Origin of the sequence: Streptomyces sp. NPDC127097, assembly GCF_042724075.1 — a bacterium.
Lineage (GTDB): Bacteria > Actinomycetota > Actinomycetes > Streptomycetales > Streptomycetaceae > Streptomyces.
In genome coordinates this window covers 40,544-55,039 of sequence record NZ_JBHXFI010000029.1, presented here as the reverse complement: position 1 = coordinate 55,039, position 14,496 = coordinate 40,544, and the positions used below count along the sequence as shown (strand labels likewise).

Annotated in this window: 14 protein-coding genes and 1 riboswitch; all 14 genes read right to left on the bottom strand. The window is 69.6% G+C overall.

What is annotated here, in order from left to right; all coding sequences use genetic code 11:
• Window positions 1-29: 29 nt before the first annotated feature.
• Window positions 30-1,058: an ABC transporter permease gene (locus tag ACFWJW_RS22160; RefSeq protein WP_387243954.1), complete on the bottom strand. Its 1,029-nt coding sequence runs from the start codon at window positions 1,056-1,058 to the stop codon at window positions 30-32.
• Window positions 1,055-1,918: an ABC transporter ATP-binding protein gene (locus ACFWJW_RS22155; RefSeq protein ID WP_387243951.1), complete on the bottom strand. Its 864-nt coding sequence runs from the start codon at window positions 1,916-1,918 to the stop codon at window positions 1,055-1,057. The genes ACFWJW_RS22160 and ACFWJW_RS22155 overlap by 4 nt, the downstream gene beginning before the upstream one ends.
• Before the next feature lie 4 nt (window positions 1,919-1,922).
• The gene (locus ACFWJW_RS22150; protein ID WP_387243948.1) at window positions 1,923-3,008 is read right to left on the bottom strand and encodes an ABC transporter substrate-binding protein; all 1,086 of its coding nucleotides are present in this window, start codon (window positions 3,006-3,008) and stop codon (window positions 1,923-1,925) included.
• A gap of 347 nt (window positions 3,009-3,355) precedes the next feature.
• Complete coding sequence (locus ACFWJW_RS22145; protein ID WP_387243945.1) at window positions 3,356-3,493, bottom strand: putative leader peptide; 138 nt, start codon at window positions 3,491-3,493, stop codon at window positions 3,356-3,358.
• 117 nt (window positions 3,494-3,610) lie between these two features.
• Entirely contained in the window at window positions 3,611-4,735 is a 1,125-nt protein-coding gene (locus ACFWJW_RS22140) for an LLM class flavin-dependent oxidoreductase (protein WP_387243942.1), read from the bottom strand.
• Complete coding sequence (locus tag ACFWJW_RS22135; RefSeq protein ID WP_387243939.1) at window positions 4,732-6,123, bottom strand: NtaA/DmoA family FMN-dependent monooxygenase; 1,392 nt, start codon at window positions 6,121-6,123, stop codon at window positions 4,732-4,734. The genes ACFWJW_RS22140 and ACFWJW_RS22135 overlap by 4 nt, the downstream gene beginning before the upstream one ends.
• A gap of 18 nt (window positions 6,124-6,141) precedes the next feature.
• On the bottom strand, window positions 6,142-7,398 hold the full coding sequence (locus ACFWJW_RS22130; RefSeq protein WP_387243936.1) for an LLM class flavin-dependent oxidoreductase: 1,257 nt from the start codon (window positions 7,396-7,398) through the stop codon (window positions 6,142-6,144).
• 87 nt (window positions 7,399-7,485) lie between these two features.
• Window positions 7,486-8,022, bottom strand: a complete 537-nt coding sequence (locus ACFWJW_RS22125; protein WP_387243933.1) for a flavin reductase family protein — start codon at window positions 8,020-8,022, stop codon at window positions 7,486-7,488.
• A gap of 92 nt (window positions 8,023-8,114) precedes the next feature.
• The gene (locus ACFWJW_RS22120; RefSeq protein ID WP_387243930.1) at window positions 8,115-8,852 is read right to left on the bottom strand and encodes a GNAT family N-acetyltransferase; all 738 of its coding nucleotides are present in this window, start codon (window positions 8,850-8,852) and stop codon (window positions 8,115-8,117) included.
• A gap of 153 nt (window positions 8,853-9,005) precedes the next feature.
• Window positions 9,006-10,031 carry an ABC transporter substrate-binding protein gene (locus tag ACFWJW_RS22115; RefSeq protein WP_387243928.1) on the bottom strand — a complete coding sequence of 342 codons (1,026 nt, stop codon included), beginning with the start codon at window positions 10,029-10,031 and terminating at the stop codon, window positions 9,006-9,008.
• Window positions 10,032-10,210: 179 nt separating this feature from the next.
• Window positions 10,211-11,014 (bottom strand): amino acid ABC transporter ATP-binding protein, encoded by an 804-nt coding sequence (locus tag ACFWJW_RS22110; protein WP_387244056.1) that lies wholly within the window; start codon window positions 11,012-11,014, stop codon window positions 10,211-10,213.
• Window positions 11,015-11,130: 116 nt separating this feature from the next.
• Entirely contained in the window at window positions 11,131-12,180 is a 1,050-nt protein-coding gene (locus tag ACFWJW_RS22105) for an amino acid ABC transporter permease (RefSeq protein ID WP_387243925.1), read from the bottom strand.
• A gap of 335 nt (window positions 12,181-12,515) precedes the next feature.
• A riboswitch (SAM riboswitch) is annotated at window positions 12,516-12,624 on the bottom strand.
• 207 nt (window positions 12,625-12,831) lie between these two features.
• A complete protein-coding gene (locus ACFWJW_RS22100) occupies window positions 12,832-13,428 on the bottom strand; it encodes a hypothetical protein (RefSeq protein WP_387243922.1) in 597 nt (198 codons plus the stop codon).
• Between the two features lie 109 nt (window positions 13,429-13,537).
• Window positions 13,538-14,176: an LPXTG cell wall anchor domain-containing protein gene (locus ACFWJW_RS22095; protein WP_387243919.1), complete on the bottom strand. Its 639-nt coding sequence runs from the start codon at window positions 14,174-14,176 to the stop codon at window positions 13,538-13,540.
• Between the last annotated feature and the right edge of the window lie 320 nt (window positions 14,177-14,496).

The following is a 14,496-nucleotide window of genomic DNA, read 5'->3' as shown; positions in this document are numbered from 1 at the left end:
GGTTCCTTGCACTGGGGCGGCTACGGGCGTCAGCTCGTCGCGGGGACGCGCCACGAGCTGAGCCGCTTCTCCACGGCCACCAGCAGCTGGTTGAAGGCCACGCCGATGACGGAGATCGTGACGATGCCCGCATACATCTGCGGAATGGCGAAGTTGTACTGGGACGCGTTGATGAGATAGCCGAGACCGGCCTTCGCGCCGATCATCTCGGCGGCGACCAGGACGACGATGGACACCGCCCCGGCCAGCCGGATTCCGGTGAAGATCGTCGGCACCGAGGCGGGCAGGATCACCTTCTGGAACAGCCGCGGGGCGGACAGGTCCATGGACTTCGCCAGCCTCAGCAGGGTGGGGTCGACGGTGCGTACCGCGCTGATGGTGTTGAACAGGATCGGCCAGGCGCACGCGTACACCACGATGGAGATCTTCGACGTCTCGCCGATGCCGAGGAGCAGCACGAATACCGGCAGCAGAGCCAGGGCGGCGGTGTTGAGGAAGACCTGGAGCAACGGGTTGAGGAGATCGGCGACGGGCCGGTACCAGCCGATGAGCAGGCCCAGCGGTACGGACACGGCGACGGCTATGCCGAATCCGCTGAACGAACGCACCAGGCTCGCCTGTGCGTTGTCGGCGAGCTGGCCGTTGGCCACGAGTCCCCACCAGGCATCGGCGACCTCGCTGAACGGCGGCAGGAAGGTCCGGTCCACCAGGCCGAAGCGCGGCGCCAGCTCCCACGCGAGCAGCAGGGCGACGATCGCCGCCGACTTGGTCGCGCCGGTCAGTACCGCGCGCAGGATGCGGGGAAGCACGGAAGGACGGTGAAGCCGCGGCCTGCCCGCCACGAGGGGCAGGCCGCGCTTCTCGGTGGACGCGGGCTTCGCGCTGGACGCGGGCTTATCGGTGGACGCGGACTTCTCGCTGGGTGCCGACGGCGTGCGGGTGGCCGCGGCGGAGAGTTCCTCCGCGGTGGGGAGCTCCTCCGGGTTGTTGAGTTCCTCCGGGCTGTCGCGTTCCTCCGTGATCTGGCGTCGAGTGCTCGAACCGCTTGCGAGGCTCATACGGAGACCTCCTCCTTCTCCAGCAGTTGGGTCCTGGTCACCTCGTCGTGCAGGAGCGTCCATATCTCGTGCCGGTACCGTGCGAACTCGGGGCTGGACCGGAGGTCGTCCGTCTCCGTGCGGGAGTCGAAGCCGATCGGCACGACCTGCTTGATGCGACCGGGCCTGGAGGTCATGACAGCTACCCGCTGCCCCAGGTAGACCGCCTCCTCGATGCCGTGGGTGATGAAGACGACGGTTTTTCCGGTGCGCTGCCAGATGCGCAGCAGTTCGTCCTGGAGTGACTCCCTGGTCTGGGCGTCCAGTGCGGCGAACGGCTCGTCCATCAGCAGGACGTCGGGGTCATAGGCGAGGGAGCGGGCGATCGCCACGCGCTGGCGCATGCCGCCGGAAAGCTCGTGCGGATGACGGTTCTCGAATCCGGAGAGCCCGACCAGGTCCAGGTACTCGCGGGCCCGCGCGGCGCGCTCACGCCGCGGCACGCCGGTCGCCTCCAGGCCGAATTCGACGTTGCCCAGGGCGGTGCGCCAGGGCAACAGGGCGTACTGCTGGAAGACGATGCCGCGGTCCAGGCCGGGCCCGGTCACCGGTTCCCCGTCCAGCAGGATCCGTCCGCCGGTCGGCCGGGCGAGCCCGCCCAGCAGGTCCAGCAGCGTGGACTTGCCGCATCCACTGGGGCCGACCACGACGACGAACTCCCCCGCCTCGATCCGCAGGTCGACACCGTCGAGAGCGGTGAACTCGCCGTCGCCGCCCCCGTCCCCGTGCGCCGGGCCGCGGCGCTGGGCTCGCCCCTTCTTGGCGGGAAAGGTCTTACGCACCTGCTCGAACTCGATCTTGGGTGTGGAGATTCCTGACACAGGATCAGCTCCCGCTCTTGGAGGTCGGCTTGGACCCGGACGGCTTGTCCTTCCGGCTGTCCTTCGGGCTGTACGCGTTGAACTCGTTGGTGTAGAGATCCTTCGCCTTGACCTGGCCCTTCTCGATGTCACCGCGTTGGGCGAGCCAGTCGATCCACAGCTGGAGGTCCTTGTCGGTGATGCGTCCGGCGGTCTCGGCGACGCCGAAGGACTTCCAGTACTTCAGCGGAGCGGTGTCCTCGTTGCGGCCACGCTTCTTGACGATCTCGATCTGGCGGGCGATGACCTCCTCGCGCGGGGTGGTGCGGGCCCACTCGATGGCGCGCGCGACGCCCGTGACGAAAACGCGCGCGGTGTCGGGGTTCTGCTTCAGGAAGCGGTCGTTCACCACATACGTGCCGGCGGAAAAGTTGCCGAGCAGCTGGTAGTCGGTGAACAGCGGCCTGATGCCGCCGGTCTCCAGGGCCCTGTCACGCAGGATGTCGCCCAGGACGCCCACCTGGATCTGCTTCTGCCGCAGCGACTGCTCGGTGTTGACCGGGGGCACCACCAACGGCTCGACCTTCTTGATGTCCGCCTGCGACAGGCCGTGGCGTTGCAGGTAGATGTCGAGCATCGCCTCGGAGTGCGCGCCGAGGGTGTTCATCCCGACCTTCTTGCCGATCAGGTCGCGGGCCGAGTGGACCGGGCTGTCCTTGAGGACGTAGAAGCCGTTGTAGGCGGCCTTGTCCACGCCGTAGTAGCTGATGACCGCCGTGATGGGAGCCTTTCTCGCGGCGAGTTTGACGACGGCTCCGTTGAACGCGCCGCCGAAGTCGACCTGCCCGGTGGCCGCCGACTGGATGTCCTGCGGCCCGCTGATCGTGTTGCCGACCCACTTCAGCTTCACGTCCTCCAGGAAGCCGAGGTCCTGGGCCAGTTCGGGCAGGATGACGGTCCCGGCCCAGCCCTGGTATCGCAGGGTCTTGGTCTGCTCCTTGGCCGAGCCGCCGCCCCCGGTGCCGCAGCTGACCGCGACCGTCGAGAGGCCCAGGAGGGTGAGGAACTGTCGTCGGTTCGATGGGGTGGTCAGCTTGCTCAGGGAACTCATGGAAGGGTCCTGTTCGAGTGGGTGGGTGGGTTGAGCAGCGGCGGGTACGCGTACGGCGTCTGTGACGGACCGGCTCGATCGAGGTGGGGAGGCCGAGCGGCCGGCAAGAGCCGCGGTTCCGTTTCCGGCGGGCGGGGGCGTAAAGGAACGCCCGAGGTACGAAGCCCAAAAAGGGAAAAGCGAATGGTGCGGCGAAACCGGCCGGCTCGGGTACCGATCCCGGCGGATTCCAGGTGGGTACGCGGCGAGAATCACCAGGCGAGAGAATCACCCGGCGACGGGGAAATCCCGGTCCGGAAGTGCGCCGGAATCAGGCGTCGCTCAGGGGCTGACGCCGGCAGGCCGCCTTAGCGGCCAGCGGCACAGATGGCACAGATGGCACTGGCCTGGCGTCGCAGATCGACGTGCAGGCGTGCGGTGAAGTGCTCCGAAAGGTTCACACTCAGGAGGCTGGCAGCGAAATTCAGCCACGTCAATGCGGCCATAGCCGTTGTCTCACTCTCTGGTTCTCCCGCCATGCGCGCGCAGCATTTCGTTCACAATCGCCGCCGCGGTTCCGCGCGCGGCGGCGGGTGCCCCCACCGCCGCGCGCGGCCCCCGCCTCATCTGCGCCGCCACTCCTCGGCCAGCAGTTCGTAGGAGCGCACCCGGTCGGCATGGCCGTGCGTGATGGTGGTGATGAGCAGTTCGTTGGCGCCGGTGGCCTCCTGGAGCTGCTCCAGTTGGTCGGCCACCCGGCCCGGTGAGCCGACGAACCGGGTCTCGACACGGTCGGCGACCAGTGCCCGGTCCGCGTCGGTCCACACCTGGGCGCGGGCCTGCTGGGGCGTGGGGTACTCGATCGCGCCCTCGGCGGTGCGGATGCTGCGGACCCACGGGCCGTAGCCGGTGGCGAGTTCGCGCGCGGTCTTGTCGTCCTCGGCAACCACGACATCGGCCGAGACGCTCACGTACGGCTTGTCGAGCACGTCGGAGGGCTCGAACGCGGCTCGGTAGCCGTCCGCCGCCTCCAGCACGGTGGCCGGGCTGACATGGTAGTTCGCCGCGAACCGCAGACCGTTGCGGCCGGCGGCCTCGGCGCTCTGCCCCCCACTGCTGCCCAGGATCCACACCTGTACGTCGGCGCCCTCCCCCGGGACGGCGTGTGCCTCGATGCCGTCCGCGGACCGGTACGTGCCGGCCAGCAGCGCGAGGATGTCGTCGATCTGCTCGCCGTAGTCCTGCGACTCGGCGCCCGGCAGCTGGAGCAGTCTGCGTTGGAGCGCGACCCTGGGCGAGCCCAGCAGGTGCGCGAAGGAGAAGCGCTCCGGGATCCGCAGCCCGTTGGGGGCGCGGCCGTCGACGACAGGGGTCGTGGTCGGCGGCGGGGTGGCAGGCGGTCCGGCCGGGCGGCCGCCGGAGCGTCCGAGCCCCAGGTCGAGCCGCCCGGGATGCAGCGCGTCGATCAGGCCGAACTCCTCGACCGTGGACAGCGCGGTGCGGTGCCCGAGCTGTACGGCGCCGGAGCCGAGCCGGATGGTCGACGTCGCGGAGGCCGTCAGGGCGAGGACGACGGCGGGCGAGGTGCCCGCCACGCCCGGATTGAGGTGGTGTTCGGCGAACCAGTAGCGGGCGTAGCCGAAGCGCTCAGCCTGCCGGGCCAGGTCGATGGAGTTGCGGAGCGCCTCGGTCGCCGTGGAGCCGGACGAGATCGGGACCAGGTCGAGGACCGCGAGGGGCGCGCTCATGAGGCCACCCGCCGGGCCCGCGCCTGGGCATCCGGGTGGTCCAGGCCGAGGTGGTCGCGCAGGGTGGTGCCCTCGTACTCCGTACGGAACACTCCGCGCTCCTGAAGCAGCGGTACCACGGTGTCGGCGAAGGCGTCGAGGCCGCCGGGGGTGAGGTGCGGGACGAGAATGAAGCCGTCGGAGGCGTCCGCCTGGACGAACTCGTTGATGGTCTCGGCGACGGTGGCCGGGGAGCCGATGAACGACTGGCGGGTGGTGGTCTCGATGACCAGCTCGCGGATGGAGAGGTGCTTCGCCTCGGCGCGCTCGCGCCACTCCTTGGCGACGGCGAGCGGGTCACGGAACTGCCGTACGCTGGCCCGGCCGAGGGCGATGGTGTTCTCGCCGGGGACCGGGTCGACGTCGGGCGGCGGGCCGTCCGGGTCGTACGCGGACAGGTCCCGGTTCCAGACGTGCTCCAGGTACTTGATCGCGGTGGCCCCGCTCACCTGCCGGCGCCGTACCTCGTGGGCGATTTCCCGCGCCTCGGCGTCCGTGTCGCCGAGGACGAAGGTCGCGGCCGGCAGGATCAGCAGCTGGTCGCGCCTGCGCCCGTAGCGGGCGAGGCGGCCCTTGACGTCCTGGTAGAACGCCTGCCCCTCCTCAAGCTTGCTGTACCGGCTGAAGATCGCGTCGGCACTGGAGGCCGCGAACTCGCGTCCCTCCTCGGAGGCGCCGGCCTGGAAGATCACCGGGCGTCCCTGGGGGCTGCGCGGGACGTTGAACCGTCCGCTGATGTCGAACTGCCGGCCCTGATGGACGAAGGCTCCGGCCTGGGCGTCGCGCAGGAAGGTGCCGGTCGCCTGGTCGGCGATGATCTCGTCGCCGCGCCAGGAGTCGAACAGTTCATGGGCCGTGGTCAGGAACTCCTTGGCCCGGGAGTAGCGCTCCTCCTGCGGCAGGAAGCCACCGCGGCGGAAGTTCTCGCCGGTGAAGGCGTCCCAGGAGGTGACCACGTTCCAGGCGGCGCGCCCACCCGACAGGTGGTCGAGGCCGGCGAACTGGCGGGCCACCTCGTAGGGCTCGTTGAAGGTGGAGTTGATGGTGCCGGTCAGGCCGAGGTGTTCGGTGACGGCGGCGAGGGCGCTGAGGACGGTGAAGGTGTCGGGCCGGCCCACGACGTCGAGGTCGTAGATCTTCCCGCCCTGCTCGCGCAGCCTGAGCCCCTCGGCGAGGAACAGGAAGTCGAACTTGGCCCGTTCGGCGGTCCGCGCCAGGTGCGCGAAGGAGCTGAACTCGATGTGGCTGCCTGCCTCGGGGTCGCTCCACACGGTGGTGTTGTTGACGCCCGGGAAGTGTGCCGCGAGGTGGATCTGCTTGAGCGGCTTGTCCGTTGACGATGTGCTCATGAAAGGGTTCCCTCCGGCTCAGGCGGTGGCAGGGGCGGCGTAGCGGTTGGCGGGGCGGGCGAGCCCGAGCAGCCCGCGCAGGGTGTCGGCCTCGTAGGAGCTGCGGAACGCGCGGCGGCGCTGGAGTTCGGGGACCAGGCCCCGGGTGATCGCGGGGAGGTCGTGTCCGAGGACGCCGGGGCGCAGCCGGAAGCCGGACAGCCCGGCCGCCCGCAACTCCAGCAGACATTCGGCGAGTTGGGCGGGCGTGCCGGTGAAGATCCGGGCGTCGCTGGTGTACGCGTATCCCGCGAGGGCGTCGAGACGCTCCCGGCGGGCTTCCGCTACGGCGGGGTCGTCGTCCAGGAAGACCACCAGCTCGCCGAAGAGGTGCAGCGGCTCGCCGGCACGCCCTGCCGCGTCCTGCTCGGCCCGCACCGCGGCGACGACGGCGCGCGCCTGCTCGGTGTCGTGCGGCGTGACGTACCCGACGTCGGCGGAGCGGGCGACCAATCGGAACGGGGCGCCGGTCGCGTTCTCGTGCGCGAGCGCGCTCACCAAGGGCTGGCCCTGCGGCGGCCGGGGCGTGATCGAGGGGCCCTTGACGCTGAAGTGCTTGCCCGCGAAGTCGATGTAGTGCAGCTTGTCGCGGTCGAGGAAGCGGCCGGTGGCGACGTCCCGGATCTCCGCGTCGTCCTCCCAGCTGTCCCACAGCCGGCGCACCACTTCCACATAGTCGGCGGCCTCGTCGAGGAGGCCGGTCGTCAGTTCCCGTACGGCCGGGCTGTCCAGGTCCCCGGGGTCGAGCCGGGGGAACGTGCGGCGTCCGAAGTGCGCGGCCTCGTTCGGGCGCGCCGTCACCTGTACGCGCAAGCCCGCACGACCGGTGCTCACGTAGTCGAGCGTGGCGATCGCCTTGGAGGTGTGGAACGGCTCGGTGTGGGTGGCCACCACGGTCGGCACGAGCCCTATGTGCCTGGTCAGCGGGGCGACACGGGCGGCGATGAGGACGGCGTCCAGCCGTCCGCGCACCTGGTCCGTGCGCCCGTCCGGTTCCAGGAAGTGCGAGGACTGGACTCCGAGCGAGTCCTCGATCGTCACGAAGTCGAGCAGGCCGCGTTCGGCCTCGGCGACGAGGTCGGCCCAGTAGCCGGCGGTGAACAGGTCCCGGGGGCGGGCCGCCGGCTCGCGCCAGGCGGCCGGGTGCCAGCCCGCGCCGTCGAGCGCGACGGCCAGGTGCAGCGGAGTGGAGGTAACGGCTGAAGAGGGCAGCGAAGAGGAGGAGGGTGAGGACACGGTGGGGCGCCTTCCTGAGGGGTCGTACGTACCGGGAGCGGGCTCATCTCGTCGTGATCGTGCGTGATCGCCGTGATGTCGTGATCGTCATGAAGCGCGACGGATCGGTTGTGGGAGCAGGGGGCGGGCCGCGGCGAACGCCCCGTCGTGATGCACCAGTGCCGTCGCTTCCTGATGCACCGCGCCGGATTCGACCTCGCCGACGACCAGCAAGTGGTCGCCGACAGGCTGACGCAGCGTCACCCGTGCGGTGAGCCAGGCGGGTACGTCGTCGAGCAGGGGCAAGCCGTCCTCGTGCGCGGTCCAGGCGACGCCCTGGAAACGGTCGGTGCCGCTGCGCGCGAACTGCCGGGCCACTTCGGCGTTCTGGGTGCCGAGGAGGTGGACGGCGAACCGGTCCGCCTCCCGTACGGCCGGCGCGGTCGATGCGCCGAGGCCCAGGCAGAAGGACACGAGGGCCGGCCGCAGCGATACGGAGGTGAAGGAGGTGGCCGTGAAGCCGGCCGGGCCCGGGACGGTGATCACCGTGACTCCGGCTGCGTGGCGCCGCAGGGTGCTGCGGAGTATGTCGCCGGCGGCAACGGCCGCGGAGGATCGGGCGGGGCGGTTCTCGGAGGTGATCATGTCGGTTCCCCTCGGCGTCTGGGCGTGGTCGGACATGGCGTGGTCGGATGGCGTGGTCTGGCAGGGCGCTGCCGGGGAGGGCGGCCGCCCGTTCAAGGCGTCGGTGCCGGATGGCGGCCCGGGGTGCGCACCAGCAGGAAGCTGGTGTGGCGGCGCAGGGTGAAGCCGATCGACTCGTAGAGGCGGATGGCGGTGGTGTTGCTCGCGTGGGTGTGGAGGAAGGGGGTCTCCCCGCGGTCCCTGATCCCGGCCGCCACCGCCCGGACCAGTCGCGTGGCCAGGCCCTGCCCACGGTGTGCCGGGTGGGTGCAGACGGCGCTGATCTCCGTCCAGCCCGGCGGATGCACGCGTTCCCCGGCCATGGCGATGAGCCGCCCGTGGCGCCGGAAGCCGAGGTAGGTGCCGAGTTCGACGGTGCGGGGCAGGAAGGGGCCCGGCTTGGTCAGGGCGATCAGGTCCAGGATCTCGGGGACGTCGTCGAGCCCGAGCCGTACCGCCTCGGGTGCGGGTTCGGCGCGCAGCCCGGTGTCGACCAGTTGGACGCCCTGCCCTTTCTCCACGATCTCCCACCCGTCGGGGACGGTCCGCGCTCCCGTGACGACGGTGACGCTGTCCGGGCCGGCCAGCGCGGTCAGGTCGTCCCAGGCCGCCGGGTCGGCCGGGTCGGCGAGGGCGCTGAAGGGGCACATGTCCGGGCGGTAGCGGGCGGCGCGGCCGACGCGCTCGGCGATCCGGGCGTGCGGGCCGGTCAGCGCGGCCCAGACGGCGTTGTCCAGGACGTGCGGTTCGGCCGGACGCTGCGCGGGGGAAGGAGAGACGCTGGTGGACATAGCGGTGAGAAGGCTCCGTGTCATCTGTGGCATCGGTGTCATCCGTGACATCCATGGCATCGGTGTCGTCCGTGGCGGACGGGGCGGGCCGGTGCGCCCGGGTCTCGACGTGACGCCGGAGTCCCGGGCGGCAGACGCCCGTGCGAGCGTTGATCAGGAGTTGTCGAGCGGCAGGCCGGGCGGGTTGACCTGGGAGGTCTTGACGGCCTCGTTGGAGAGGTTCCAGGCGGCCAGCCACTTGGCGTACTGGCCGTGCTTGATCAGGTAGTTGATCGCCTCGGAGACCGGCTCGGCCAGCCCGCTGTCCTTCTTGGAGGTCGCGGCGATCAGTCCCTGGAGCTTCGCTCCGGCGCCGGAGAACTTGCCGGCGTTACGGGTCGCGTTGGGGGTATTCGCCGTGTGGGTGGTGTGATAGGCGATGCTGGGGTTGGGACCGAAGTGGGCGTCAATCTTCCCGCTGTTCAGCGCCAGGTAGACGCTGTTGTTGTCCGGGTAGTACTTGACGGTGAGGTCCTTGCCCTCCTTCTTCAGCTTCGCCTTCCACTCCAGCAGAACCTTCTCCTGGTTGGTGCCCCGGCTCACCGAGACCGTCTTGCCGGCCAGGTTCTTGTAGTCGCCGCCGAAGGCCCAGGTGCTCTTCTTGGGCACCTCGAACCCCAGGTTGTCCTGCCGGTAGGTGGCGAACTCGTACTTCTTCTTGCGCTCCTCGGTGTCGGTGACGTTGGAGAAGGCCGCATCGACCTTGCCGCTGTCGATGCCGACGAACAGGTTCTCCCAGGTGACGTTCTTCAGCTCGGGCTTGAGGCCGAGGACCGCGGCCACCAGCCGGCCGAAGTCGGGCTCGGCTCCGGTGAGCGTCTTCTGGTCGTCGCCGACGAAGTTCAGCGGCACGGAGCCGGTGGGCAGGGCGCCGACGCCGATGACCAGCTTGCCCTTCTTGGCGATCGGCTTGGGCAGCTTGCCGCTGATGGACTTGACCTCGGAGACCTTGAGCTCGGTCTCCTTGGCGGCACCGTTGGAAAGGGCCCCCACGGTGACCGTCCCGGACGGCTTGCCGTCGGACGTGCCGGCCGCGTCGCTGTTACCCCCGCAGGCGGCGAGGCCGGTGGCGAGGGCGGCGACGGTGGTGCCCGCGGTGAGGCCGCGGAGGAGTCTGCTGCGGAGGCTGAGGGTGCGCATGGCTGTCCTTGATTGGGTGAGCGGTTGTGGTGGCGTGTTGCTTGTTCTTCGGGTGACGGGTGGGGGGTTCTTCGGTGCGTGTTGGGGGTTGTTCTTCGGCGGTGTGTGGGGGCGGTTCTTCGGTGGTGTGGGGGTACGCGAGCCCGGGCGGGCGGCGGGCAGTGGGCCGAACGGCGGGGTCAGAGCACCTTGCTCAGGAAGTCCCTGGTCCGCTCGTGTTCCGGGTGATCCAGCACCACGCTGGGCGGGCCCTGTTCGACGATCCGGCCCTCGTCGAGGAAGACGATCCGGTCGGCGACCTCACGCGCGAAGCCGATCTCGTGGGTGACGATGATGAGCGTGGTGCCGCTGGTGGCCAGGTCCTTGATGACGGCCAGCACCTCGCCGACCAGTTCGGGATCGAGCGCGGAGGTGGGTTCGTCGAAGAGGATGACCCCCGGCCGCAGGGCGAGGGCGCGGGCGATGGCCACCCTCTGCTGCTGGCCGCCGGACAGCTGGCGCGGATAGGCGCCGGCCTTCTCGGCCAGGCCCACCCGACCGAGCAGTTCGCGGGCCAGCTCCTGCGCCTCGGGCTTGGTCAGCTTCCCGGTGGCCACGGGAGCGGCGGCCACGTTGTCCAGCGCGGTCAGGTGCGGGAAGAGGTTGAAGTTCTGGAACACGAAGCCGATCCGGCTGCGCTGGCCCAGGATGACCCGTTCGCTCAACTCCTTGAGCCTCGCCCGGCCCGCGGCCGGCGCGGCCCCCGCCGCGCTGCGCCCGCCGTGCCGGCGTACGCCGATCAGCTCACCGTTCACGCTGACGTACCCGACCTCGGGCTTCTCCAGGTGGTTGATCACCCGCAGCAGGGTGGACTTGCCGGACCCGGACGGCCCGAGAATCACGGTGACCTCGCCCGGCCGCACGATCAACTCGACGCCGTCCAGCACCCGGTGAGCGCCGTACCACTTGTGCACACCGTGAACCTCGACCGCAGCAGGCCGCATCTCGGTGGTGTCAGTGGCGCCCGTCGCGTCCGTCGTGTCCGTGGTGTCCGTCATATCGGTGGTGTCGGTGGTGTCAGGGAACTCAGTCAAATCGGTGCTCTCAGCGGTCTCGATGGTCATATCGCCGCCTCCCTCCGGGCTCGGGCCCGCAGATCACGCAGACCCGTCCGCACCTTCTGCAACGGCGTCGGCGGAAGGGTGCGCGTCGCGCCCCGGGAGAAGTACCGCTCGACGTAGAACTGCACGACGGAGACCGCACTCGTGAGGATCAGGTACCAGACGGTGGCGACCAGCAACAGCGGGACGATGTCACCCGGGTAGGTGCTGCCCATGCTCTGCGCGGAGCCGAACAGATCGAGCAGCGACACATAGAAGACGAGCGAGGTGCTCTTGATCAGATTGATCAGCAGATTGACGTAGTTCGGGGTGATGGACCGCAGGGCCTGCGGGAAGACGATCTTCGTGAACTGATAGCTCTTCGGCAGACCGAGTGCCAATGCCGCCTCGTGCTGCCCCTGGTCGACCGCGAGGATGCCGCTCCGCACCACCTCGGACGCGTACGCCGCCTCGTTCAGGCTGAGTCCGACGACCGCGACGACGAGGTCGGTGGCGAGCCGGGACTCGTCGAAGGTGAAGAAGGCGGGACCGAACGGCACCCCGAGGCTCAGCGTCTTGTACAGCGCGCTGAAGTTGTAGAGGAACAGCAGCACCACGATCAGCGGAACCGAACGGAACAGCCAGGTGTAGGTCCAGCTGACCGCCCGCAGCACCGGGCTCCGGGAGAGCCTGCCCAGGGCGATCAGGATGCCGCCGAGCAGACCGAGCACGGCGCTGTATGCCGTCACTTCAAGGGTGATGAACAGACCGTCAAGGATCGTCGGGCGCAGGAACCAGTACTGGAACCGGTCCCACTGATAGAAGGGGTTGGTCACCAGCCCGTGGGCGATCTGGGCGACCAGCACCAGCACGATCGCCGTGGCGATCCACCGGCCCGGCCTGCGCAGCGGCAGCACCCGCTGTGCCGCCAGTGGCCGCGGTGCGGTGTCGTCGCCCGGCCGTTCGGCCTCGGCAAGAGGTGCGGCACGAGGCTCGGCGGAGGGTTCGGGGGCGTCGTCGGCAGGTGGCGCTGAGGCGAGGGATACCACAGCGCCGGGGGATTCACTCATGGAGGGCTCCAGCGAATTCGGACACCCCGGACCACGGATACGTCAACGGCACCACAGAGCCGTCAGGACTCTGCGTGACGATGCGCACGGGACACGCGGAACGGGGGCTGGGCAGGAAGACGCACACCGCGACTGCGGTGGCATCAGGGATTCAGAAAGCCGTCAGCCTCGGAAGAAGGCGCGGCAGGCGCAAGTGCCGGTACACAGTGCGCTGTTGACGCGGAGCAGATCGACGGACCGGTTCGCGCACAGCAGCAGGCAGCCGCAACGCCGCCATGCGGCTGTCACGAAGGCTGCGTACATTCCGTCACCGTCACTGTTCCAGCCCCATGGGGGCCTCGCGCTTACCGAAAGGCTTCCGGTCCGGTCCTCACCTGGGGCACCCCACCGCGGCGCGAGGGTTGCCGGTCAGCAAGCCAGGGCTTGTCGCTGACACTCATGACCGATCTGCGGCGTAAGTTAGACAGATCTCGGACATGGTTGTCAAAGCCTGCCCGACCTGTGGGACGACAAAACCGAGTCGGGGCGAACCTGGGGGATGCCGCCGAGGTCCGGACGTGACATCAGAATCGCTGGGCAAGATCCGTGCGAAGACGGGCCCTGGGGGGGCTGCCGCCGTCAGGTCGCGACGGCGGCAGCCTCCCGCAGGTTTCAGCCCTCGCGGGGGGAGAAACTGCCGCTGGCCTCGCCGTCGGCCGTGCAGTCCGTGTCGTGCCAGCGGTCGACGAAGGTGCCGGTGAGGCCGGTGAACGCGTCGTACGTCTGGTTCATGGGCAGGTCTTTGCTCACCCTGAACCGCAGCTGCATGTGGACGGACTCGCGGGGCTTCAGCGTCTTCGGGCCGGGGATGGTGCCGCCGGCGTTTCCATTGGCCTGGCGCAGCGTCTTCCAGGCGCGCTGCGAGGTGTCCCAGTACTGAAGATCGCCGTACTGGCTCAGGTCGCGCTCGCCCTCGTTGTAGACATAACTGCCCAGCTTGGCGCTGAGTTCGAACGACTTCAGCTCCTTCGCCGAGGCGTTGGTGAGCGTGGCGGTGTAGGCCGTCCAGTGGGTGCCGAGAGTGATCGACTTGGGTATGCCGAACGAGCGGCCCACGAAGGTGTTGTCGTGGTACTGCCCGTTGCTGACGTCGTAACACGTCGGGGTGTCCGGAGCAGGGGCCGCCTGGGAAGCGGGCGCGGCGGCCACCGCCACGGGGAGCAGGACGGCCGTCACGGCCGAGGCCGACAGGGCGCGGCGCAGTTTCATGAAGATCTCTTTCCTGGTTCTTCGGACCCTTGGAGCCTTTGTTTCCAGCGTCATTGAGTGCCAAGGCCGTGGATCCTGGGTTGTCAGGTTCTTAGAGAAGTGGTGGGGCCTACGCGGTGACGTCCGTGGCGCCCGGACCGGCCAGGCCCTTCCGGCGGCGTACGCCGATGACCACACCCGCGCCGGCCACCATCGCGGCACCGCCGACGAGAGCGATCGCCGGGAGCGCCGACGAGGAGCCGGTCGCGGCGAGCTGGGCGCCGCCCTGCGGGCTGAGGCCACCGGAGGAATCGGAACCACCCGTACCGCCGCCGGACGCGGCGCCCTGGCCCGGCTCGGCCGTGCCACCCGGCTTGCCCGGTTCATCCGGCTTGGCGGTCGGGGACTGCGTCGGCTTCGCGCCCGCGGGGAGGATGGTGAAGTCGTACCAGGCTTCCTTGGCCGAACCACAGGACCCGTCGCGGTTGCGGTAGTCGCCGGCGGCGAGCGCGTACCCGGCGCCGGGTTTGGCGTCCTTGACCACGCGGGTGCGCAGTTGGAGCGTGATGCTGCCGCGCGGACCGACGTCAAAGAAGCCGAACAGGTCCTCGGGCTCCGCGTCATGGAAGGTCTTCCATCGCCCCGTCTTGGCGTCGCGGTACTCGGTCTCCAGCTCCCAGTACGGCCGGTCGACATCTTCGGCGGAGGACACACGCAGGAAGGGCAGGACCTGCCCCAGGGGCTTGCCGGTGGTGTTGCTGAGCTTCATGGAGAAGGGGGTCCAGGCGCCGCCCGCAGTCAGCTGACGCGGCAGCCCGTGGACGGCCACCTGCAACTGGTCGGACTCGAACGCGCAGGACTGACCCTCACCATCGGAATCACCGGCGTCCTTGCCTCCACCGGTGGCACTACCAGCGCCGGTGGTCCCCTCAGTGGTCCCTTCGGCGGTCCCGGTGGCTTTCGGCGGCTTCCCTGAGGCGTGACGGGCGGCCCCGCCGTGGTCCTGGGATGCCGGGCCACCGGCATCGGCTAAGCCCGGGTGCCGCGGCTCGTCCGGCTTGCCCGTTCCGCCGCCGCTCGTTGCGGAAT

Bases quoted from the DNA above. Each gene is read 5' to 3' on its own strand.
- ACFWJW_RS22160 (WP_387243954.1), bottom strand. From the start codon at position 1,058: ATGAGCCTCGCAAGCGGTTCGAGCACTCGACGCCAGATCACGGAGGAA.
- ACFWJW_RS22150 (WP_387243948.1), bottom strand. From the start codon at position 3,008: ATGAGTTCCCTGAGCAAGCTGACCACCCCATCGAACCGACGACAGTTC.
- ACFWJW_RS22145 (WP_387243945.1), bottom strand. From the start codon at position 3,493: ATGGCCGCATTGACGTGGCTGAATTTCGCTGCCAGCCTCCTGAGTGTG.
- ACFWJW_RS22140 (WP_387243942.1), bottom strand. From the start codon at position 4,735: ATGAGCGCGCCCCTCGCGGTCCTCGACCTGGTCCCGATCTCGTCCGGC.
- ACFWJW_RS22135 (WP_387243939.1), bottom strand. From the start codon at position 6,123: ATGAGCACATCGTCAACGGACAAGCCGCTCAAGCAGATCCACCTCGCG.
- ACFWJW_RS22125 (WP_387243933.1), bottom strand. From the start codon at position 8,022: ATGATCACCTCCGAGAACCGCCCCGCCCGATCCTCCGCGGCCGTTGCC.
- ACFWJW_RS22120 (WP_387243930.1), bottom strand. From the start codon at position 8,852: ATGTCCACCAGCGTCTCTCCTTCCCCCGCGCAGCGTCCGGCCGAACCG.
- ACFWJW_RS22115 (WP_387243928.1), bottom strand. From the start codon at position 10,031: ATGCGCACCCTCAGCCTCCGCAGCAGACTCCTCCGCGGCCTCACCGCG.
- ACFWJW_RS22110 (WP_387244056.1), bottom strand. From the start codon at position 11,014: ATGCGGCCTGCTGCGGTCGAGGTTCACGGTGTGCACAAGTGGTACGGC.
- ACFWJW_RS22105 (WP_387243925.1), bottom strand. From the start codon at position 12,180: ATGAGTGAATCCCCCGGCGCTGTGGTATCCCTCGCCTCAGCGCCACCT.
- ACFWJW_RS22100 (WP_387243922.1), bottom strand. From the start codon at position 13,428: ATGAAACTGCGCCGCGCCCTGTCGGCCTCGGCCGTGACGGCCGTCCTG.
- ACFWJW_RS22095 (WP_387243919.1), bottom strand. From the start codon at position 14,176: ATGAAGCTCAGCAACACCACCGGCAAGCCCCTGGGGCAGGTCCTGCCC.